Origin of the sequence: Curtobacterium sp. SORGH_AS_0776 (assembly GCF_031453355.1) — a bacterium.
Classification (GTDB): Bacteria; Actinomycetota; Actinomycetes; order Actinomycetales; family Microbacteriaceae; genus Curtobacterium.
Map to the genome: position 1 here is coordinate 886899 of NZ_JAVIYU010000001.1, position 21189 is coordinate 908087.

Genomic DNA, 21189 nt, shown 5'->3' on the forward strand with positions numbered 1-21189 from the left:
TTCGTGAGCAGAAATGGTCGGGTCGCCCCAGGGCACCCGACCATTTCTGCTCACGAAGCACGGCGGCGCCGCACCGCAGCTCCCCGCCCGTCACACCGCCCAGCGCGCCGCCAGCTCGTCCATCAGGGCGTCGAGCCGCTCGTCGACGACCTGCGCGTCGGGGTTCGCCTCGTACCAGGCGATGACCTCGCGCACGCCCTGCCGGTAGGGCGTCCGCGGCCGGTACCACGGCACGAGCGACCGCACCTTGCTGTTGTCGAAGACCGAACTGTTCGCCTTGTCGCCGAGGAGCGCCGCACCCCACTCCGGGTCCACGGCGTTGATCGCATCCGCCGGCACGTGCACGATCTTCAGGTCTTCGACGCCTGCTGCCGCTGCGATCTCGTGCGCGATCTGGTTCCAGGTCGGCGCCTCGTCGCTCGTGATCGTGAACGCCTCGCCGATCGCCTCGGCCCGGTCCAGCAGCCCCGTGAACCCGACTGCGAAGTCCCGGCTGTGCGTGATCGTCCACAGCGAGCTGCCGTCGCCCGTGATGATGATCGGTTTGCCGGCACGCATCCGTGCGACCGCGGTCCAGCCGCCCGTCAACGGGAGCTTCGTCTCGTCGTAGGTGTGCGACGGCCGGATGATCGTCACCGGGAAGTCCTGCTCCCGGTACGCCGCCATGAGCAGCTCCTCGCACGCGATCTTGTCCCGCGAGTACTGCCAGTACGGGTTCTTCAGGGGCGTCGACTCCGTGATCGGCAGGTGCGTCGCCGGGGTCTGGTACGCCGAGGCCGAACTGATGAACACGTACTGCCTGGTCCGCCCGGCGAAGAAGTCGACGTCGGCCTGCACCTGGTCCGGCGTGAAGGCGATCCAGTTCACGACGACGTCCCAGTGGCGGTCGCCGACCACCTCCGCCAGGGCGCTCCGGTCCGACACGTCGGCCTGGAGGCGCGTCACACCCTCCGGGATCGGCCTGCCCCCGGTGGTCCCCCGGTTGAGCACGGTGACGTCGAACCCCTGCTCGACGGCTTCGCGGACACAGGAGGCACTGATCACCCCACTGCCGCCGATGAACAGCACGCTGGCTCCCGACATGGACGCTCCTTCGCTCCCGGCGGTGCACCACTGCACCGCAACCCTTCCGATCCTGCACCTACCCGTCGGGACGGGCGCGGAGCACGGCTCGGAGCGAGGTGGTGTCCGCCGCCCACAGCGCCGCGTGCGCCGCCTGCTACCGTTGTCCACGAATACCCCGGAACGATCCCTGGCCCAGGCCACATCGCCGGGGTTTCGTCTTTCCCCGCCGCTCCTGAAACATCAGCGTACAGTCACCGGCTCGCACGGAGGTCCCGAGGACTACCGTCGCCGACGGAGCCGCACCGACGCGGCCACGACAGGAGTGACACGCACATGGAGTACCGCTACCTCGGCAACTCGGGCCTCAAGGTCTCCGAGATCACCTACGGCAACTGGCTCACCCACGCCTCCCAGGTCGAGAACGACGCGGCGATCGCCTGCGTCCGGGCAGCGCTCGACGTCGGCATCTCGACGTTCGACACCGCCGACGTCTACGCCAACACCGGTGCCGAGACCGTCCTCGGCGAGGCACTGAAGGGGGAGCGCCGCCAGTCCCTCGAGATCGCGACGAAGGTGTTCGGGCCGACCGGACCCAAGGGGCACAACGACACCGGCCTGAGCCGCAAGCACATCCTCGAGTCGATCAACGGTTCGCTCGAGCGGCTGCAGACCGACTACGTCGACCTCTACCAGGCACACCGCTTCGACTACGAGACGCCGCTCGAAGAGACGATGATGGCGTTCGCCGACGTCGTCCGGCAGGGCAAGGCGCTTTACATCGGCGTGAGCGAGTGGACGGCGGAGCAGCTCCGCGCGGGACACGAGATCGCCGACGACCTCGGCGTCCAGCTCATCTCGAACCAGCCGCAGTACTCGGCGCTCTGGCGGGTCATCGAGGGCGAGGTCGTCCCGACGTCCGAGGAGCTCGGCATCTCGCAGATCGTCTGGTCCCCGATCGCGCAGGGTGTGCTGACGGGGAAGTACCAGCCCGGTCAGCCGCTGCCGGAGGGCTCCCGCGCCACCGACGACAAGGGCGGCGCGAAGATGATCGAGCGGTTCATGCGCGACGAGGTGCTGTCCGCCGTGCAGGAGCTCAAGCCGATCGCCGACGAGCTGGACCTGTCGATGGCGCAGCTCGCGGTCGCCTGGGTGCTGCAGAACCAGAACGTGGCGTCCGCCATCATCGGCGCCTCGCGTCCGGAGCAGGTGCACGACAACGCCGGCGCTGCCGGGGTGACGATCCCCGCGGAGCTGCTGTCCCGCATCGACGACGCTCTCGGCTCGGTGGTCGAACGCGACCCGGCGAAGACCGAGGAGAGCAGCCCGAAGACGCGCGAGGCGTAGGTGCCCAGCTCGGGAGGCGCGGTGCGGGTCCGACCCGCACCGCGCCTCCTGGACGTGGTCGCGTCACGACCAACGCAAAAAGGCCCCCTACCGGAGTAGGGGGCCTTTCACCGTGGCTGGACACGGCATCGATCCGTGGACCTTTCGATTTTCAGTCGAACGCTCTACCAACTGAGCTATCCAGCCGTGGCGACCCTGACGGGACTTGAACCCGCGACCTCCGCCGTGACAGGGCGGCACGCTAACCAACTGCGCTACAGGGCCATGTTGTGTTGTGTTGTTCGGTAGTGCTCTGCTTGCTTGCTCACTCTGCGAGGAGTGACCCCAACGGGATTCGAACCCGTGCTGCCGCCGTGAAAGGGCGGTGTCCTAGGCCACTAAACGATAGGGCCGCAAGCGGTGCTTCGCGCTACCGATGGACAAGCATACGGATGCCTCCCGGGATTCACAAATCGAGCCGCTCCACCGCGGAATCCCCGGCGTGTCGCGGTGTCGCCGCCCGAGCGCAGGGCTTCACTCACCGTGGGGCACCAGGCCCCGATTCGTGCTGTCGATGTTCCGATGCGACCATCGTCGTCGGTCCCGTGCCCCTCGTGCGAGGGGGTGTGCGGGTGCGACACCTGTTGTTACTGTTGCGCTTGTTAACAGTGTTACGTGCGTGAGCCTTGCCGCGCTGTTACGAAATCGAGATGTATGTCGACCTCACCATCGCTCTCACTCCGCCCCCGTCCCCGCCGCCGCTTCATCGCCGCCGCGGTCGCCGTCGCGCTCACCGCCGGCACCCTCGCGGCCCTCGCCCCGGTGACCTCGGCCAGTGCGGCGTCGTACCCGAGCTGGTCGGACGTCGAGAAGGCCAAGGCGTCGAAGTCGGCCCAACAGGCGAAGGTGACCCAGATCAAGGGGCTCATCGCCGACCTCACGGCGAAGGCCTCCGCGGCGCAGAAGTCCGCCGAGGCCGCCGGGACGGCGTACCAGACCGCGCAGACGAAGTACGACGACGCGACGCTGACCCAGAAGAAGCTGCAGTCCCAGGCGGACGACGCCGAGAAGACCGCGACCGCGTCCGAGGCGCAGGCCGGTCAGCTCGCGGCACAGCTCGGGCGGGCGAGCGCGAACGACGTCACGACCGACATCCTCACGCACCCCACGAAGTCGGGTGACCTGCTGTACGAGCTCGGTGCGATGTCCAAGCTCAGCGAACAGGCCGACGGCATCTACGCGCAGGCGTCGCAGGACCGCGGTGTGGCCCAGGGCCTCGCCGACAAGGCGGACCGCGCCAAGGAGGCCCTCGGCGACCTCGCAGACCAGGCACAGCAGAAGATGCAGGCCGCACAGGCCGCCGCTGACCAGGCGCAGTCCTCCGTGGACGCCCAGGCGGACAACAAGGAGCGACTCGAGGCGCAGCTCACCCTGCTGACCACGAGCGAGCAGAACGTCGAGGCGCGCTACAACAAGGGCGTCCAGGTGGAGAAGGCCCGGCTGGCCCGCATCGCGGCAGCGGCAGCGAAGGCCGCGGCGACGAGCCAGGGCGGGACCGGTGGCGGTTCGCCGAACTCGTCCGGCTGGGTCCGCCCGACCGGCGGGTACCAGACGAGCCCGTTCGGCTACCGACTCGACCCGTACACGAAGAACTACGCCCTGCACGCCGGCGTCGACCTCGCTCCCGCCTGCTACGCCCCGATCTACGCGGCGGCGTCCGGCACGGTGACGTTCGCGGCGAACGGCGGCGGCTACGGCAACGAGGTCGTGCTCGACAACGGCGGCGGCATCTCGACCGCGTACGGGCACATCGTCGACGGCGGCACGCTCGTGTCGGTCGGCCAGCACGTCACCGCCGGGCAGCAGATCGCCAAGGTCGGTTCGACCGGGTGGTCGACGGGTTGCCACCTCCACTTCGAGACCCGGGTGAACGGTTCCGCCGTCGACCCGGTCCCCTTCATGGCAGCGCGGGGGATCTCGGTATGACCGTGTGCGCGCCCGAAAGGCCCTGAACGCCGTGAAGCACTCCGCTCGCACCCTGTCCTGTGGGATCGCGGTGGTGGCCGTCCTCGGGATCGGTCTCTCCATCGTGGTCGCCGGCCCGGCCCAGGCGGCACCGTCCGCCCCGAGCTGGGACGACGTGCGAGCGGCGAAGGCGGACACCGCCGAAGCCCAGTCCACCGTCGACGAGCTGAGCACCCGGCTGCAGACCCTGCAGGACGCTGCCGACAGCGCACAGGTCGCCGAGCTCCAGGCCGGTCAGACGTACGCCCTCGCGGCGTCGCAGCAGCAGGACGCGCAGGCGACCCTGGACGACCTCAGCGCGCAGTCCAAGCGGGCGGAACGGACGGCGGACGCCTCCGCGCAGCAGGTCGCCGGCCTCGTGGTCGAGCTGTCGCGCACCGGCGGCGGGGACCTGTCCGCGGCGATGCTCATCGACTCGCGGGACTCGAAGGACCTGCTCTACCGGGTCGGCACGATGTCGCACCTGTCCGAGCGCTCCGCGACCGTCCTCGCCCAGGCCCAGGCGGACCAGAACACCGTCGACGCGATCGCCGCGCAGCAGTCCGCCGCGACGAAGGCCCTCGCGAAGGCGACGGACGCGACGAAGGCCGCCCTCGCCGAGGCGAACGACACCGCGGCGTCGGCGCAGGCCCGCGTGCAGCGTGAGCAGGACCAGCAGGACGAGGTGCTGCAGCAGCTCGCGTACCTCAAGGGCACGAGCGTCGCCACCGAAGCCGCCTACTGGACGGCGCAGCAGGCGAAGCGGGCGGAGGCGCAGCTCGCGTCGAACACCGGTGGCTCCGGGGCGACCGCGGCCGCGGGCACCGGCACGGGCTCGGGTGGGGGCGCCGCGAGCAGCACGCCGAGCACGGGCGGCGGCACGAGCACCCAGCCGGGCACCGGCGGCGGCACCACGAGCACCCAGCCGAGCACCGGCGGCGGCACCACCGGCGGCAGCAGCTCCGGCGGCACCAAGCCCAGCGCCCCGACCACACCGTCGAAGCCGAGCAACCCGACCACTCCGACCACCCCGTCGAAGCCGAGCACGCCCACCACCCCGACGACCCCGACCGCACCGAGCACGCCCTCGAAGGCAGCCGGCGCGATCGCCTACGCCCGGGCACAGATCGGCGACGCGTACCAGTTCGGCGGTGCCGGCCCGAACACGTGGGACTGCTCCGGCCTCGTGATGATGGCCTACAGCTCGCAGGGCATCGCCACCGGTGGGCACAACGTCGTCTGGCAGTACAACTACTTCAAGTCGATCGGGCGCCTCGTGCCGATGTCGCAGCGGCAGCCCGGCGACATCCTCTTCTACTCGTACAACGGCACCGTCAACGAGGCGTATCACGACTCGATCTACACCGGCAACGGCATGATGGTCGAGGCGGCGAACCCGCAGCGCGGCGTGCTCGAGCGGGCGATCTGGACCCCGGGCCAGCTGCTGCCCTACGTCGCACGGCCGAGCGGTTCGCTCTAGCCGCACGCATGAACGACGAGTGCGCACGAGGGATCGTGCGCACTCGTCGTCAGGCGGTGCAGTCCCGGTCGAGCCGGAACGGGACCGGGAGCGTCAGTGACCGGCGGGCACGTACGCGGCCTGGCCGGCCGTGACGATCGCCTCGGCCTCGGCGGCGTCGCCCCAACCCTCGGCCTTGACCCACTTGTTCGGCTCGAGGTCCTTGTAGCGCTCGAAGAAGTGCGCGATCTCGGCCTTCGTCTGCTCGTCGACGTCCGAGATGTCCTGGATGTGCGCCCAGCGCGGGTCCTTCGCGGGGACCACGAGGACCTTCGCGTCGTTGCCGGCCTCGTCGCTCATCTTGAAGACGCCCACCGGGCGGACCTTGACGCCCACACCGGGGAACGTCGGGTACTCGAGGAGCAGCAGCGCGTCCACGGGGTCACCGTCGTCGGCCAGGGTCTTCTCGAAGAACCCGTAGTCGGTCGGGTACACGAACGAGGTGAACAGCACGCGGTCGAGGTACACGCGACCGGTCTCGTGGTCCACCTCGTACTTGTTGCGGCTGCCCTTGGGGATCTCGACGACGACGTCGTACGCGGCCATGTTGCGCTCCTGGTCTGATGTGCGGGAAGAAAGCGCGGCTAACGTTACCGGGTGAACACTCCGCGTCCCCGGCTCGACCCTGCGGTCGCCGACACCCGTCGCGCGGTGCGCTCCTTGCTCGCGCGAGCGCTCGACGAGGGCACGGTGCGCCCCGGAGACCTCGTGCTCGTCGCGCTGAGCGGCGGACCGGACTCGCTCGCGCTCGCCGCGGCCACCGCGTTCGAGGCGCCCAAGCAGGACCTGCGAGCCGGGGCGGTGGTCGTCGACCACGCACTCCAGGCGGGCTCCGAGGCGGTGGCGAGCCGCGCCTCCAGGCAGGCGTCCGAGCTGGGACTCGCACCGGTGACCGTCCGTCGTGTCGACGTGGGTTCCGCGGGCGGTCCCGAAGCGGCGGCTCGGGAGGCGCGGCACGCGTCGATCGCGATCGTCGCGTCCGACGTCGGGTCACCCCTCGTGCTGTTCGGACACACGCTGGACGACCAGGCGGAGTCCGTGCTGCTCGGCCTCGCCCGCGGGAGCGGGCCGGACTCGCTGTCCGGCATCGCGCCGCTGACGCGGCGCCATGCCGGGCCGGCCTACGGGCGGCCGCTCCTCGGCGTCCGTCGACACACGACGCGGCAGGCGTGCGCCGCCGCCGGACTCGCCCCGTGGGACGACCCGCAGAACGCGGACCCGGCCTTCGCGCGCGTCCGCGTCCGGAACGTGCTCCTTCCCGCGCTCGAACGCGAACTCGGCGCCGGTGTGCCCGAGGCCCTCGCCCGCACCGCCGACCAGCTCCGCGAGGACTCTGCCGCGCTCGACCACTTCGCCGAGGAGATGGCCGAGGACCTCGCCGAGCACTCGGAGGCCGGCATCTCGCTGTCCGTGCGGGAGCTCGCGGCCAACCCGCCGGCCCTCCGGCAGCGGCTCGTGCGGCTGGCGGTGGAGAGCGAGTTCGGCGTGACGCTGTCCCGCGTGCAGACGCTCGAGGTGTGCCGCCTCGTCACCGACTGGAGCGGGCAGGGGCCGATCGACCTGCCGGGCGTGCAGGCGTCGCGATCGGGCGACCGTCTGGCCTTCACCGCCGGTTAGGCTGGAGTGGTGGAACTCTCCGACGTCCAGGCAGACCTGTCCGAAGTCCTCTTCACCCCCGAGCAGATCGACGACAAGCTCGCCGAGCTCGCCGCGGTGGTCGACGCCGACTACGCGGGGCGCGACCCACTGCTCGTCGGTGTCCTCAAGGGTGCCGTCATGGTGATGGCGGACTTCTCGCGCCACCTCAAGATGCAGGCGCGCATGGACTGGATGGCGGTGTCGTCGTACGGCTCCGGCACGAAGTCGTCCGGCGTGGTCCGCATCCTCAAGGACCTCGACACCGACCTGCACGGGCGGGACGTCCTCATCGTCGAGGACATCATCGACTCCGGTCTGACGCTGTCGTGGCTCAAGCAGAACCTCGAGTCCCGCGGGGCCGCGAGCGTCGAGATCGTCGCACTGCTGCGCAAGCCTGAGGCGGCCAAGGTCGAGGTCGACGTGAAGTACGTCGGTTTCGACATCCCGGACGCGTTCGTGGTCGGCTACGGCCTGGACTACGACGAGCGCTACCGCAACCTGCGCGGGGTCGGGGTGCTCGCACCGCACGTCTACAGCTGATCCTGGCGGCGGGTGGAGTTCGCCCGCAGAGGACACCCATTCTCGCCACAGAATCGCAGCCGTATGCTGATCAGCACGCAACTTCGGCAGAGAAAGGTGTCGGGCGCTCTGCCCGGATCACATGGACTTCAAGCGCATCCTTCGCGGGCCGTACATCTACGTGCTGATCGCGATCGTGGGGATCTGGATCGGATGGGCTGTCATCAGCCAGTCCGGCACGCAGCAGATCGACACGCAGAAGGGCCTCCAGCAGCTCTCCGACGGCAAGGTCTCCTCCGTGGTGGTGAACTCCACCGAGCAGCGCGTCGACCTCACCCTGAAGGACGGCAACGCGCACGAGCAGTTCTACTACTCGACGCCGCGCGGTGAAGAGGTCATCCAGGCCGTCAACGACGCGAACCTGCCGAAGGGCTACAACGACACCGTCCAGCAGTCGAACTGGTTCCTCTCGCTGCTCGGCATCCTCCTGCCGTTCCTCATCATCGGTGCCCTGTTCTGGTTCCTCCTCGCCAACGCCCAGGGCGGCGGCTCGAAGGTCATGCAGTTCGGCAAGTCCCGGGCGAAGATGAACAACAAGGAGAACCCGCAGGTCAGCTTCGCCGACGTCGCGGGCGCCGACGAGGCGATCGAGGAGCTCCAGGAGATCAAGGAGTTCCTCAAGGAGCCGGCGAAGTTCCAGGCCGTCGGCGCCAAGATCCCGAAGGGCGTGCTGCTGTACGGCCCTCCCGGTACCGGCAAGACGCTGCTCGCCCGAGCCGTCGCCGGTGAGGCGGGCGTGCCGTTCTACTCGATCTCCGGTTCGGACTTCGTCGAGATGTTCGTCGGTGTCGGTGCGAGCCGTGTCCGCGACCTCTTCGAGCAGGCGAAGCAGAACTCGCCCGCCATCGTCTTCATCGACGAGATCGACGCCGTGGGTCGTCACCGTGGCGCCGGCATCGGCGGCGGCAACGACGAGCGCGAGCAGACGCTGAACCAGCTCCTCGTCGAGATGGACGGCTTCGACGGCAAGACCAACGTGATCCTCATCGCGGCGACGAACCGTCCCGACGTCCTCGACCCGGCGCTCCTCCGCCCCGGTCGCTTCGACCGCCAGATCGGCGTCGACGCCCCGGGCCTCGCCGGCCGTCAGCAGATCCTCGAGGTGCACGCGAAGGGCAAGCCGCTCGCCGCGAGCGTCGACCTCGAGCTCCTCGCCCGCAAGACGCCGGGCTTCACCGGCGCCGACCTGGCGAACGTCCTGAACGAGGCCGCGCTCCTGACCGCCCGCTCGAACGCGCAGCTCATCGACAACCGCGCCCTCGACGAAGCCGTCGACCGCGTCATGGCCGGACCGCAGCGCCGCACGCGCATCATGTCCGACCAGGAACGCCTCATCACGGCCTACCACGAGGGCGGTCACGCCCTTGCGGCCGCTGCCATGCGCCACACCGACCCGGTGACGAAGATCACGATCCTCCCGCGCGGCCGTGCCCTCGGCTACACGATGGTGCTCCCGCTCGAGGACAAGTACTCCGTCACCCGCAACGAACTGCTCGACCAGCTCACCTACGCCATGGGCGGCCGCGTCGCCGAGGAGATCGTCTTCCACGACCCGACCACGGGTGCGTCGAACGACATCGAGAAGGCCACCGGCACCGCGCGCAAGATGGTCACCGAGTACGGCATGAGCCGTGCCGTCGGGTCCGTCAAGCTCGGCTCCGGGTCGAGCGAGCCGTTCGTCGGCCGCGACATGAGCGGCGGGACCAGCCGCGACTACTCGGAGAACATCGCCGAGACGGTCGACGCCGAGACCCGTGCCCTGCTCGAGGCCGCGCACGACGAGGCCTACCAGGTGCTCAACGACAACCGCGACATCCTCGACCGTCTGGCCGGCGAGCTCCTCGAGAAGGAGACGCTCGACGCCCCGGAGCTGGTCGAGATCTTCAAGGACGTCCGCAAGCTGCCGGAGCGGCCGCAGTGGCTCTCCAGCGACAAGCGCCCGGTGAGCAACCTGCCCGCCATCGAGGTGCCGGGCAAGGCCGCCTCGACCGCGTCCGAGCAGTCCGACCCCGAGTCGTCGAAGCCCCGTCGCCGTCCCTTCGGCAACCCGGGTATCGCCCCCGCGTAGGCCGGCATGACGGACCTGCCGACGAGGCGCTCGCGTCGGCTCGCCGAGGTGAGCCAGGCGCGGGCCGCAGCAGCCGAGCCGCCGACGGTCGCGATCGACCTCCGGGCACCAGCACCGGTGCCGGAGATCGTGACCGGTCGGCGGCGCGACCGCGATCGCGGTGCGCCGACCGACGACCGGACCCGGGTGATGGGGATCCTCAACGTCACGCCGGACTCCTTCAGCGACGGCGGGCTGCACCAGGCGTACGACGCCGCGGTGCAGCACGCCCGGGAACTCGTCGCCGCCGGGGCCGACATCGTCGACGTCGGTGGGGAGTCGACCCGGCCGGGGTCGGAGCGCGTCCCCGTCGAGGTCGAGCAGCAGCGGGTGCTCCCGGTCGTGCAGCAGCTCGTGGCCGAGGGCATCACGGTGAGCGTCGACACGATGAACGCCTCGACCGCCGAGCGTTCGGTGGACCTCGGCGCCGCCATCGTGAACGACGTCTCCGGTGGGTTGGCCGACGACGACATGGCGCGCGTCGTCCGTGACACGGGTGCCGGGTTCGTCGTCATGCACTGGCGTGGGCACAGCGACCGGATGTACCGCAACGCCGAGTACGTGCACGCCGTCGACGAGGTCCGGCGCGAGGTCGAACTCCGCGTCGCCGAGCTCATCGTCCTCGGGGTGCGCCAGGAACAGGTCGTCATCGACCCGGGCCTCGGCTTCGCCAAGCAGGGCGTGCAGAACTGGGAGATCCTGGCGGGCTACGAGCGGTTCGCGTCGATCGGCCTGCCGGTGCTCGTCGCCGCCTCACGCAAGCGCTTCCTCGACGGGGTCGGCAGCGCTGCCGGCGCCGCCCCGAAGGAGCGCGACCTCGCCACCGCCGCCATCAGCCTGCTCTCCGCCGAGCGCGGGGCGTGGGGTGTGCGCGTGCACGACCCGGCACCGACCCGTGCCGTGCTCGACGTCTGGGACGCCTGGAGGGCAGCTCGATCGTGAGGGACACCATCCGACTGACCGGGGTCCGCGCACGCGGCCACCACGGGGTCTTCGACCACGAGCGCGCCGACGGCCAGGACTTCGTGGTCGACGTCGTCGTCGAGGTCGACGCCCGCGCCGCGTCCGGCTCCGACGACCTCGACGAGACCGTGCACTACGGAGTGCTCGCCGAGCAGGTCGTCGCCGAGATCGAGCGCGACCCGGTCGACCTCATCGAGACCCTCGCCGAGCGCATCGCCGCCGCCGTGCTGACGCACCGTGCGGCCCTGGCGACCGAGGTCACGGTGCACAAGCCGCAGGCGCCCATCACGGTGCCGTTCACCGACGTGTCGATCACGATCCGCCGGACCCGTGGCGGCGTCCGTGCCGCCGGGTCCGACGTCGAGGAAGAAGAGTGAGCCGGGCGGTCGTCGCCCTCGGCGCCAACCTCGGCGACCGGGGGAGCACCCTGCGCGACGCCGCCGCCGCGATCGTCGCCCTCCCGGGGGTGCGTCCGGTGGCCTCCAGCCGCGAGGTCGAGTCGGTCGCCGTCACGCTCGACGGCCCGGACACGACGAAGCCCCGGTACCGGAACGCCGTCGTGGTCGTCGACACCGACCTCGAGCCGCAGGAACTCCTCGACGCCCTGCACGGCATCGAGGACACCCACGGCCGCACGCGCGAGGTCCGCTGGGGCGACCGGACGCTCGACCTCGACCTCGTGGCGTACGACGACCTGTCCCTCGACACCGTGACCCTGACCGTGCCGCACCCGCGAGCCGGCGAGCGGGCGTTCGTGCTCGCGCCGTGGCACGAGGCCGACCCGGACGCCGTCCTGCCGGGTGTCGGGCCGGTCGCCGACCTGCTCGAGCGGGTGGGGGACGACACGGAGCGCGTCGACGAGCCGCGCCTCTTCGACGAGCCGACCCGTGCCTCCAGGCCAGAGACGAGCGATTCGTGAAGCCCACCCGCGCCTCCACCCTGCTCAGCGTCGCCGTCGTCGCGGCGGTCGCCGGCTTCGCCCTCGACGCCGTCCTGGCGTCGCGGCAGGCGCCGACGCTGTTCCTCGCGACACCCCTCGGCGTCACCCTCGCCTTCATCGGCATCGCCGTCGTCCTGATGGCTCGGCCGGTCCGTCGGCACGCTCGCGACGGCGCGTCCCGGTCGCACCCCGTCGACCCGCTCTACGCGATCCGCGTCGTGGTGCTCGCGAAGGCGTCGAGCATCGCGGGCTCACTGTTCGGCGGGTTCGGCGCGGGCCTGCTCGTGTACCTCCTGACCCGCTCGGCCTTCCCTTCGCTAGGCTCGGTCCTGCCGAACGCCGTGGCGGTCGGGGGTGGACTCGTGTTGACGGTGTGCGCACTCGTCGCCGAACGCATGTGCATCGCTCCTCCTGGGGACGATGACGACGACGACCTCCCCCGGGGCGGCACGACGCAGGCGCACTGACACCGGGGCGGCACGACGCCGGCGCACCGACACCGGGGCGGCACGACCCCGGCGCACCGACACCGGAGCGGCACGACGCACGCGCACCGACCCGGTGCACCCAGCACGACCCGACCGCAGGAGGCCCGCGATGCCGCGTGAACGACTCGACGAGCCCGGTCTGGGACTGACCGGCACCACCTGGACCCGGGTGTCGCCCAAGCTCGTCTGGACCGAGCTCGTCACGACGATCGTGATCGGGCTCGTGGTGACGGCCGGCTGCGTCATCATCGGCGTCGTCAGCGGCGGGTTCTCCGGCACGGCCGGGACCGTCTGGACGCTGATCGGCATCGCGGTCGCGATCGTCACCCTCGTGACGGCGATCCTGACGCCGCGACGCGTGCGGGCGATCGGGTACGCCCTCCGTGACGACGACCTCGTCCTCCGGCGCGGCCTGATGTGGCAGCGGTTCACCGCCGTCCCGTACGGCCGCATGCAGCTCGTCGACGTCAACCGCGGGCCGCTCGACCGGGTGCTCGGCATGAGCGAGCTGAAGTTCGTCACGGCGGCCGCGTCGACCAACGTCCGGATCCCCGGCATCCCCTTCGCCGACGCCGATGAGCTGCGCGACCGGCTCGTCGAGCTCGCCGAGTCCCGCCGCGCCGGGCTCTAGGAGGGCCGCATGACCTTCCGACCCGGCCCGCCGCCGCCCGCTCCGCCGCACCGGGGCAACGCCGCCGCTGCCGCACCGCTGACCGACGGCGAGTGGCACCGCATGCACCCGCTGACGCCGCTGCTCAAGGGCGGCATCTTCCTCATCGTGATCCTCGGCTACGTGCTGAACAGCCTGCGGGACCAGCTCGTCGAGTTCTTCATCCCCGGCGGTGGCCCGCAGGACGACGGCGACCCCGTGCGGTACGTCTACGAGCACGGCGTCGTCGGCTGGGTGCTGCTCGGCGTGGCTGTGCTGTTGCTGGTACTCCTTGCGTTGTTCACCCTCTCCTGGCGTATGCACGAGTTCCGGGTGACCGGCGAGATCGTCGAGGTCCGCTCGGGCGTGCTCTTCCGGACGAACCGCAAGGCCCGGCTGGACCGCATCCAGGGCATCAACATCTCGCGGCCGCTCATCCCGCGGATCTTCGGCACCGCCAAGCTCGAGATCGCCCAGGCCGGCAACGACGCGAACGTGCAGCTCGCCTACCTCGGGGTCACGGCTGCGGACGACCTGCGGCAGCGCATCCTCGTGCTCGCCTCCGGGGCGAAGGACGACGAGCGGCAGCACGACCCGGCCCGGGCGTCGAACGGCGTGCTGCAGGACCGTGTCGACGAGATCTTCTCGCCGGAGCTCGACCCCGCCGCGGTCCGCGCGACGCGCATCGTGAAGGTGCACCCCGGCCGGCTCGTCGCGTCGATGCTGCTCTCCGGCACGACGGTGTTCATCCTCGCCGCGGTCGCCGCGATGATCGTCAGCGTGGCGCTCACCGGCGAGTACGGGATCCTCTTCGGCCTGTTCCCCGCGGTGATCGGCGCCGGCGGCTACTACGTCCGGAAGTTCTCCCGCTCGCTGCAGTACACGATCGCCGAGACCCGCGACGGCATCCGGATCGGCTTCGGGCTCGTGTCCACCTCGAACGAGACCCTGCCGCCCGGCCGCATCCACGCCGTGAGCGTCGCGCAGCCGTTGCTCTGGCGGCCGTTCGGCTGGTGGGACGTCCGGATCAACCGAGCGACGAATGCCGGCAACGGGGCCTCGAACAACCAGCAGGTCTCGTCGATCGTCCTGCCGGTCGGTACCGCGCGCGACGTCCGCGAGGTCCTCGACATCATCCTCCCCGGCCTCGTCGGCACCGCCGTCGCCGGTCCCGCCGCCTCGCAGGAGCAGCTCCGCGAGGGCTCGGCCGAGGCCGTCGACGTCGTCGACGACAGCCTCACCACCACGGGCGACCGCGGCGGGTTCGTGCACTCCCCGCGCCGGGGCGCCTGGCTCCGCCCGTTCGCGTTCCGCCGCAACGGCTACCGCTTCGTCCCGGGCGCCGTCCTGCTCCGGCTCGGTGCCGTCTGGCGCTCGCTGGTCATCGTGCCGCTGCCGCGCGTGCAGAGCGTCAAGGTCTCGCAGGGGCCGCTCGAGCGTGCACTGCGGCTCGCGTCGGTGCACGTGCAGACCGTGCAGGGCCCGGTCTCCGCGAGCATCGGTGCGCTGGACGCGCGGGACGCGCAGCAGCTGTGGTCGGACACCTCGGCCCGCGCGGTCGAGGCGGCTGCGGCCGACACCTCCCACCGGTGGCGCGAACGGGAGGCGCGGCTCGCCCCCGTCGCGCCGGCCGCGGCCCCGGAGTGGTCACCAGGACGACGAGTGGACGCGGTGGACCGCGAGCAGTCGTCGCCAGAGCGCGCACCCGGCGGCGCCGAGCCGGTGCGGCCGACCGGCACCGTGCCTCCTGGATCGCCCTGGGGCGACACCCCGCCGCCGGGAGCCGCGCGGTGAGGGCGGGGCGGCTGGGAGTCGGCGTCCTCGGTGCCGGACGGGTCGGACCCGTCCTCGGAGCAGCGCTCGCGAACGCCGAGCACGCCGTCGTCGGTGTGACGGCCGTGTCCGAGGCCGGACGCGACCGCGCCGAGGCGATGCTCCCCGGCGCACCCGTCCTCGAGACCCCGGACCTCGTCGAGCGCAGCGAACTCGTGCTCCTCGCCGTGCCGGACGACCAGCTGGCCGACCTCGTGCAGGGACTCGCGGACGCAGGGATCTGGCAGCCGGGGCAGCTCGTCGTGCACACCAGCCCGGACCACGGCGTGGGCATCCTCGCACCGGCGATGGCCGCGGGGGCGATCCCGCTCGCGATCCACCCCGCGATGGCGTTCACGGGCACCAGCGTCGACCTCGTTCGGCTCCGTGACGCGTACTGCGCCGTGACCGCACCGTCGCCCGTGCTCCCCATCGCCCAGGCGCTCGTCGTCGAGATGGGTGCGGAGCCGTTCGTCGTCACCGAGCAGGACCGCCCCGCCTACGCCGACGCCGTCCGCGCCGCGGTGAGCTTCTCGACCGCGATCGTCGACCAGTCCGCCGGCACGCTGTCCGGCATCGGGGTCGAGTACCCGGGCCGGGTCCTCGGCGCACTGGTCCGCACGGCCGTCGACAACGCGCTCGCGGCGGCCGACGGGCAGGCGACGCTCTAGTCCGGCCGCGCTGTACGATTTCGGGGACCCCCACGACCATCGGAGCCGCACCAGCATGACCGACGAGACCGCACCCGCCACCGAGCCCTCCGCCGCCGAGATCGCCGCGGCGGAGACCAGCGAGCAGCGACAGGTCCGGCTCGACAAGCGGGCGAAGCTCCTCGAGTCGGGGATCGAGGCATACCCCGCGGGCCTGCCGGTCACCACCACCATCCCCGCGGTCCGTGCACAGTACGCGCACCTCGAGACCGGCGAGGAGACCCAGGACGTCGTCGGGATCGCCGGCCGCATCGTGTTCTCGCGCAACACCGGCAAGCTCTGCTTCGCGTCCCTGCAGTCCGGCGACGGCTCCCGCATCCAGGCGATGGTGTCCCTCGCTGAAGTGGGCGAGGAGTCGCTCGCGCGCTGGAAGGAGTTCGTCGACCTCGGGGACCACGTGTTCGTGCACGGACGGGTGATCTCCTCGCGGCGGGGCGAGCTGTCGATCATGGTCGACGACTGGCAGATCGCGGCCAAGGCGATCCTGCCGCTGCCGAACCTGCACAACGAACTCAACGAGGAGACGCGGGTCCGCCAGCGTTACCTCGACCTCATCGTGCGCGAGGAGGCCCGGGCCACCGTCCGCGCCCGTGCCGCCGTGATGTCGTCGCTCCGGCAGACCTTCGCTGGTCACGACTACCTCGAGGTCGAGACCCCGATGCTGCAGACCCAGCACGGCGGTGCCTCGGCGCGGCCCTTCGTCACGCACTCGAACGCGTTCGACACCGAGCTGTACCTCCGCATCGCGCCGGAGCTCTTCCTCAAGCGCGCCGTCGTCGGCGGCATCGACCGGGTGTTCGAGGTGAACCGGAACTTCCGCAACGAGGGCGCCGACTCGACGCACTCGCCCGAGTTCGCGATGCTCGAGGCCTACCAGGCGTACGGCGACTACGAGCAGATGGCCGACCTGACGCAGGAGCTCGTGCAGAACGCCGCGCGTGCCGTGACCGGTGGCTCGCTCGAGGTCACCTGGGCGGACGGTACGACGTACGACCTCGGCGGCGAGTGGCCGCGCATCGACATGTACGGGTCGCTGTCCGAGGCGGCCGGTCGCGAGATCACCCCGGAGACGCCGTTGTCCGAGCTGCGGGCGCTCGCCGATGCCGAGGGCGTCGAGGTCGCGCACGCCACGCACGGCAAGTACGTCGAGGAGCTCTGGGAGCACTTCGTCATCGACTCGCTCGACCGTCCGACGTTCGTGATGAACTTCCCGGTCGACACCTCGCCGCTGACCCGCGAGCACCGCAGCCGCCCGGGCATCGTCGAGAAGTGGGACCTCTACGTCCGTGGCTTCGAGCTGGCGACGGCGTACTCCGAGCTCGTCGACCCGGTCGTGCAGCGGGAGCGGTTCGTCGAGCAGGCGAAGCTCGCTGCGGGCGGCGACCTCGAGGCCATGCGCGTCGACGAGGAGTTCCTGCGGGCACTCGAGCACGCGATGCCGCCGTCGGGCGGCATGGGCATGGGCATCGACCGGCTCCTCATGGCCATCACGGGCCTGGGCATCCGCGAGACGATCCTGTTCCCGTTGGTGAAGTAGGACCCAGCTGGCGGCGCCGTGCCGGGGGTTAGGATGCTCGGGTGCCGCATGGAGTCGTGACCGGGATCATCTTCGCCCTGACGCCGACCGTCGTGGTCGGCCTCATCTTCTGGTTCGTGATGCGTGCCATCATGCGGGCCGACCGCACCGAGCGTGCCGCGTACGCCAAGGTCGAGGCCGAGGAGCGTGCCCGCTTCGAGCGTGAGCACGGCGTGCCGGCACCGGCGCCTGCCTCTGCGGAGTAACCCGCTCCCGATCAACAGGCCGCCCGCGGCCGACGTCACCTGGTGTTCACCGCGCGGTGCGACCCTGGCGTGCATGCGCGCGACCCCGGACGGCAGGGACCCCGAGCCCGACCCCGACCTCGCCGACCTCGATCCCGATGACGCCTTCGGGCACCCGGCGGTCGCGGATCCCGCTCGCGACGACACCGTGTGGCCCGACGGTGAGGGCGACGACGACGACATCGACGTCTGAGCGTCCGGACACCGTCACCGGCCGTTCACCCCGACGTCGTCTGCCGGGGTGAGCATCGTCCGCATGTCCATCACGCAGATCATCTCCGGTGGTGTCCTCGCGAACCGCGGGGGCGTCTTCACCGGCCGCAGCCTCGTCGGCGACATCGAGAGCGAGTACGACGAGTTCGACCGAGACGCCGACCTCGAGGTCTCGAAGCGTCGCGAGGGGTGGCTCGAGCCCTCCTGGTGACCCCCGCCCGTTCGGTTTTCGGGGTACGACGACCGGATCGCCACGATCCGGACCGCCGTACCCCTTTTTTGTGTCCACTGGACGCGGCGGCCCGGGGTACAGGATCGGAAACGAGCAAGAAACATCGATGCAACGCCGGAAACACGGCGAAATCCCCTTGATTCTCGACCATGCGGGGGACCAGACTGACGACAGGCTGTACCCCTCGGGGGACGGTATCCATGGTGAAGCACGGAGAAGCCTGAGAATCGATCCGATCGGTTTGTGGGGTACACCTCCGGAACGCTTTACTCGTGACACCCCCAACGAGGTCATCACCCGTCGAACGCAGGGAGTCATCATGACGATCGCAACCGCAGCACCCAAGACGACGACCACCGGCACCACCGCACGTCGCACCAAGAAGACGACCGCAGCGAAGGCTCCGGTCACCGCGGTCGAGACCACCACGCTCGACACCGAGGTCGAGGCCGACGAGCAGCTCGCGGGTGTCCGCGGCGCCTCGGTCGACCAGGTGGGTGACTACCTCCGCCACATCGGCCGCCTCTCGCTCCTCACCGCCGAGGAAGAAGCCGAGATCGCCCGCCGCATCGAGGTCGGCCTCTTCGCCGGGGAGAAGCTCGCCACCGAGAAGGGCCTCGCGAAGACCCTGCAGCGTGAACTGCGCTGGCTCGTCCGTGACGGTGAGCGCGCCAAGGAGCGCATGATCACCTCGAACCTCCGCCTCGTCGTGAGCATCGCCAAGCGCTACTCGCAGCGCGGCCTGCCCTTCATGGACGTCATCCAGGAAGGCAACCTCGGCCTGGTCCGCGCGGTCGAGAAGTTCGACTTCACGCAGGGCTACAAGTTCTCGACGTACGCCACCTGGTGGATCCGTCAGGCGATCTCCCGCGGTCTCGCCGACAAGGCCCGCACGATCCGCATCCCGGTCCACACGGTCGAGCTGATCAACAAGATCTCCCGCACCGAGCGCGACCTCACCGTCGACCTCGGCCGCGCGCCGATGCCGGACGAGGTCGCGGCCGAGCTGAGCATGAGCGTCGACGAGCTCGTCGACCTCAAGGGCCGCTCGCACGAGCCGGTGTCGATCCACACGGTCGTCGGCGACTCGGACGACAGCGAGCTCGGCGACTTCATCGAGGACGAGGACGCCGCGTCCCCGAACGAGCTGACCGAGACGACGCTGCTCCACCGCGACATCCGCTCGATCGTCGCCGAACTGCCGAGCGACGAGGCGAACGTGATCCGCATGCGCTACGGCCTCGACGACGACAAGCCGATGACGCTCGACGAGATCTCGAAGGTCGTCCACACGACCCGCCAGGCGGTCAGCCGTGTGGAGTCCCGTGCCAAGCTGCGGCTCTTCGCCAAGGCGGTCTCGCAGGACATGCAGCTGTACCTGACCGACTAGGTCAGCGGACTTCGGCCGGCGCGTGAGTGTCGGCACGGGGAACCGGGTCGTTCTGTGGGAAGACGATCCGGTGGGGTGATGGGACGGCCCGCTCGCGCTTCGGCGTGAGCGGGCCATTCACGTTCCCGGGGTCGGGCAGGGCCCGGCCCGCTACTCCTCGACCTCGCGCCCGAGCTTCTGGCGGAGGTCCTGGGGGATGAGCTCGATGAGCTGGTCCGGTCGCACGGGCAGGTCGAGCAGGCTGAGCTTCACGCGTCCGGTCCGCCCGTGGCGCTCGGCGTCGAGGCGGACCACGCTGCCGGCGTCCTTCCGCAGCCGCACGTCGATCTGCGCACCGGTGGCGACCTCGCCGACCACGAGTCCGTCGACCTCGAGCGCTGCGCTGCGGGTGCCCTCGGCGATGTCGAACCGGTAGCGCTCGCGAGCGGCGAGGACCACGGCACGGTCGATCCCGGCCATCGGCGCGACCGGGGTCACGACGGAGCCGGACAGTGCGGGGGAGAGGACGGGGCCACCGGCGGCGTAGTTGTACGCGGTGGACCCGGCCGGGGTCGCGGCGACGATGGCGTCCGCCCGGTAGTAGCCGTACCCGAGCCCGCCGACGCTGAGGTCCGCGGACACCTGGCCGGCGCCGGGGCGTCGCACGATCGTGAGGTCGTTGAACGCGAGGTAGTCGGTGCGGGCTCCGCTCCAGAACAGCCGGGCCTCGAGTGCGTGGTGCGGTTCGAGCTGGTAGTCGCCGGCGGACAGCCGCTCGAGCGCGACCTCGAGCTCCGGCGGCTCGATCTCGACGAGGAAGCCCACGTTGCCGTAGTTGACCCCGAGCACCGGCACCGGACGCTTCGCCACGAGCCGCATGGCCCCGAGCATCGTGCCGTCCCCGCCGAGTGCGACGACGAGGTCGACCTCCTCCGTGAAGTCCTCGTCCCCGATCACGTCGACCCCGCCGCCGATGCGCTGGACGTCGGCGCGGCGGGCGACGAGGCGTCCGCGGCCGGAGGCGTTCCAGCGCTGCAGGGTCGCGACGGACTCCTGCACGTTCTTGGTCGGGTGGACGACGAGTCCGACGACGGGCTGCTCCATGGTCGCGATCGTACCGATCGCGCCCGGGATCTCCTCTGGCGGACCGCTCACACATGAGATATTCTGCATGTATGCAGATCGCCACGCTCTCCGTCGCCCTGCCCACACTTCGGCACGGACGCGAGATCGTGCTCCTCGCGGAACAGGAGTCACTGGAGACCGGGTTCGGCTTCCTCGACGCCGAACACCTCCTCGTCGCCGCGGTCACGCTCTGCAGCGGGATGCCCCGCTTCCTCGACGTCCTCGACGCGCACGGCGTCACGCCGGACCGCGTCCGCACCGCCAGCAGTGCCTTCGTCGGCGCCGGGGCACCCGGGCCGGTCTCGCCCGACCGGGTCACGTGCACGCCGGCCGCGGCGCGGGTGCTGGCACGCGCCGCACAGCTCGCCGGCCCGGCGGAACGCGTCCGACCGCACCACGTGCTGCTCGCAGTGCTCGACGGCATCGACGACCCGTTCACGGGGGCCGCGCACGACGTCCTCGACGGTCTCGGTGTCGACCCGCGCCGCTTCCGCCGCGCCCTGCGTCGCGCCGCACGACGCGCCTGACGCACCCCGCACCCGCCCCGCGCCGACCCGCGGCCCGCGGCCCGCGCCGACCCGACACCCGGCGCGACCCGCCGCGCGACCCCCGTGAGCACCACCGGGCGCAGG

Annotated in this window: 22 protein-coding genes and 3 tRNA genes; 19 read left to right on the forward strand and 6 right to left on the reverse strand. The window is 70.9% G+C overall.

What is annotated here, in order from left to right; translation table 11 throughout:
* Positions 1-90: 90 nt before the first annotated feature.
* Positions 91-1083, reverse strand: a complete 993-nt coding sequence (locus QE359_RS04480) for an SDR family oxidoreductase (RefSeq protein ID WP_309777852.1) — start codon at positions 1081-1083, stop codon at positions 91-93.
* Between the two features lie 315 nt (positions 1084-1398).
* Between QE359_RS04480 and QE359_RS04485 the strand changes: the two genes are divergently transcribed.
* The gene (locus QE359_RS04485) at positions 1399-2409 is read left to right on the forward strand and encodes an aldo/keto reductase family protein (RefSeq protein ID WP_071296510.1); all 1011 of its coding nucleotides are present in this window, start codon (positions 1399-1401) and stop codon (positions 2407-2409) included.
* 113 nt (positions 2410-2522) lie between these two features.
* Here the strand turns inward: QE359_RS04485 and QE359_RS04490 are convergent.
* The 3 genes from QE359_RS04490 to QE359_RS04500 form a co-directional block, all read right to left on the reverse strand.
* Positions 2523-2595: transfer RNA gene (locus tag QE359_RS04490), tRNA-Phe, on the reverse strand.
* Position 2596: 1 nt separating this feature from the next.
* A tRNA-Asp gene (locus QE359_RS04495) sits at positions 2597-2673 on the reverse strand.
* Between the two features lie 55 nt (positions 2674-2728).
* Positions 2729-2801, reverse strand: a tRNA-Glu gene (locus QE359_RS04500).
* Positions 2802-3102: 301 nt separating this feature from the next.
* On the opposite strand from QE359_RS04500, the gene QE359_RS04505 reads away from it, so the two are divergent.
* A complete protein-coding gene (locus QE359_RS04505) occupies positions 3103-4374 on the forward strand; it encodes a M23 family metallopeptidase (protein ID WP_309777854.1) in 1272 nt (423 codons plus the stop codon).
* A 73-nt stretch (positions 4375-4447) separates the two neighbouring features.
* Positions 4448-5872 (forward strand): NlpC/P60 family protein, encoded by a 1425-nt coding sequence (locus QE359_RS04510; protein WP_309777856.1) that lies wholly within the window; start codon positions 4448-4450, stop codon positions 5870-5872.
* Positions 5873-5965: 93 nt separating this feature from the next.
* Here the strand turns inward: QE359_RS04510 and QE359_RS04515 are convergent, their stop codons facing one another.
* Entirely contained in the window at positions 5966-6457 is a 492-nt protein-coding gene (locus QE359_RS04515; RefSeq protein ID WP_070417329.1) for an inorganic diphosphatase, read from the reverse strand.
* A gap of 51 nt (positions 6458-6508) precedes the next feature.
* Between QE359_RS04515 and tilS the strand changes: the two genes are divergently transcribed.
* The 15 genes from tilS (at position 6509) to QE359_RS04590 (ending at position 19453) form a co-directional block, all read left to right on the forward strand.
* The gene (tilS, locus tag QE359_RS04520; protein WP_309777860.1) at positions 6509-7528 is read left to right on the forward strand and encodes a tRNA lysidine(34) synthetase TilS; all 1020 of its coding nucleotides are present in this window, start codon (positions 6509-6511) and stop codon (positions 7526-7528) included.
* 9 nt (positions 7529-7537) lie between these two features.
* Positions 7538-8089, forward strand: a complete 552-nt coding sequence (gene hpt, locus QE359_RS04525; protein WP_070417327.1) for a hypoxanthine phosphoribosyltransferase — start codon at positions 7538-7540, stop codon at positions 8087-8089.
* Positions 8090-8210: 121 nt separating this feature from the next.
* Positions 8211-10196, forward strand: a complete 1986-nt coding sequence (ftsH, locus tag QE359_RS04530) for an ATP-dependent zinc metalloprotease FtsH (RefSeq protein WP_309777862.1) — start codon at positions 8211-8213, stop codon at positions 10194-10196.
* 6 nt (positions 10197-10202) lie between these two features.
* On the forward strand, positions 10203-11177 hold the full coding sequence (folP, locus tag QE359_RS04535; protein WP_309777864.1) for a dihydropteroate synthase: 975 nt from the start codon (positions 10203-10205) through the stop codon (positions 11175-11177).
* The gene (gene folB, locus QE359_RS04540) at positions 11174-11575 is read left to right on the forward strand and encodes a dihydroneopterin aldolase (RefSeq protein WP_309777866.1); all 402 of its coding nucleotides are present in this window, start codon (positions 11174-11176) and stop codon (positions 11573-11575) included. The genes folP and folB overlap by 4 nt, the downstream gene beginning before the upstream one ends.
* Positions 11572-12117 (forward strand): 2-amino-4-hydroxy-6-hydroxymethyldihydropteridine diphosphokinase, encoded by a 546-nt coding sequence (gene folK / locus QE359_RS04545; protein WP_309777868.1) that lies wholly within the window; start codon positions 11572-11574, stop codon positions 12115-12117. Before folB ends, folK begins: the two co-directional genes overlap by 4 nt.
* Positions 12114-12605, forward strand: coding sequence for a DUF3180 domain-containing protein (locus QE359_RS04550; protein WP_070417323.1), 492 nt, complete (start codon positions 12114-12116; stop codon positions 12603-12605). Before folK ends, QE359_RS04550 begins: the two co-directional genes overlap by 4 nt.
* A gap of 130 nt (positions 12606-12735) precedes the next feature.
* The gene (locus tag QE359_RS04555) at positions 12736-13257 is read left to right on the forward strand and encodes a PH domain-containing protein (RefSeq protein ID WP_070417322.1); all 522 of its coding nucleotides are present in this window, start codon (positions 12736-12738) and stop codon (positions 13255-13257) included.
* 9 nt (positions 13258-13266) lie between these two features.
* Positions 13267-15069 (forward strand): PH domain-containing protein, encoded by a 1803-nt coding sequence (locus QE359_RS04560; RefSeq protein WP_309777869.1) that lies wholly within the window; start codon positions 13267-13269, stop codon positions 15067-15069.
* Positions 15066-15758: a Rossmann-like and DUF2520 domain-containing protein gene (locus QE359_RS04565; RefSeq protein WP_258027730.1), complete on the forward strand. Its 693-nt coding sequence runs from the start codon at positions 15066-15068 to the stop codon at positions 15756-15758. The genes QE359_RS04560 and QE359_RS04565 overlap by 4 nt, the downstream gene beginning before the upstream one ends.
* Positions 15759-15813: 55 nt before the next feature.
* Entirely contained in the window at positions 15814-17334 is a 1521-nt protein-coding gene (gene lysS, locus QE359_RS04570; protein ID WP_070417320.1) for a lysine--tRNA ligase, read from the forward strand.
* Positions 17335-17375: 41 nt separating this feature from the next.
* Positions 17376-17579 carry a hypothetical protein gene (locus QE359_RS04575; RefSeq protein WP_031262806.1) on the forward strand — a complete coding sequence of 68 codons (204 nt, stop codon included), beginning with the start codon at positions 17376-17378 and terminating at the stop codon, positions 17577-17579.
* Positions 17580-17652: 73 nt separating this feature from the next.
* Positions 17653-17811 (forward strand): hypothetical protein, encoded by a 159-nt coding sequence (locus tag QE359_RS04580; RefSeq protein WP_309777872.1) that lies wholly within the window; start codon positions 17653-17655, stop codon positions 17809-17811.
* Between the two features lie 63 nt (positions 17812-17874).
* Positions 17875-18042: a hypothetical protein gene (locus QE359_RS04585; protein ID WP_156794796.1), complete on the forward strand. Its 168-nt coding sequence runs from the start codon at positions 17875-17877 to the stop codon at positions 18040-18042.
* Between the two features lie 340 nt (positions 18043-18382).
* Positions 18383-19453, forward strand: coding sequence for a sigma-70 family RNA polymerase sigma factor (locus QE359_RS04590; RefSeq protein WP_309777874.1), 1071 nt, complete (start codon positions 18383-18385; stop codon positions 19451-19453).
* A 150-nt stretch (positions 19454-19603) separates the two neighbouring features.
* On the opposite strand, the gene QE359_RS04595 is transcribed toward QE359_RS04590, so the two are convergent.
* Entirely contained in the window at positions 19604-20536 is a 933-nt protein-coding gene (locus QE359_RS04595; protein ID WP_070417317.1) for an NAD(+)/NADH kinase, read from the reverse strand.
* Between the two features lie 71 nt (positions 20537-20607).
* On the opposite strand from QE359_RS04595, the gene QE359_RS04600 reads away from it, so the two are divergent.
* Positions 20608-21084, forward strand: a complete 477-nt coding sequence (locus QE359_RS04600; protein ID WP_070417316.1) for a Clp protease N-terminal domain-containing protein — start codon at positions 20608-20610, stop codon at positions 21082-21084.
* The last annotated feature ends 105 nt before the right edge of the window (positions 21085-21189 follow it).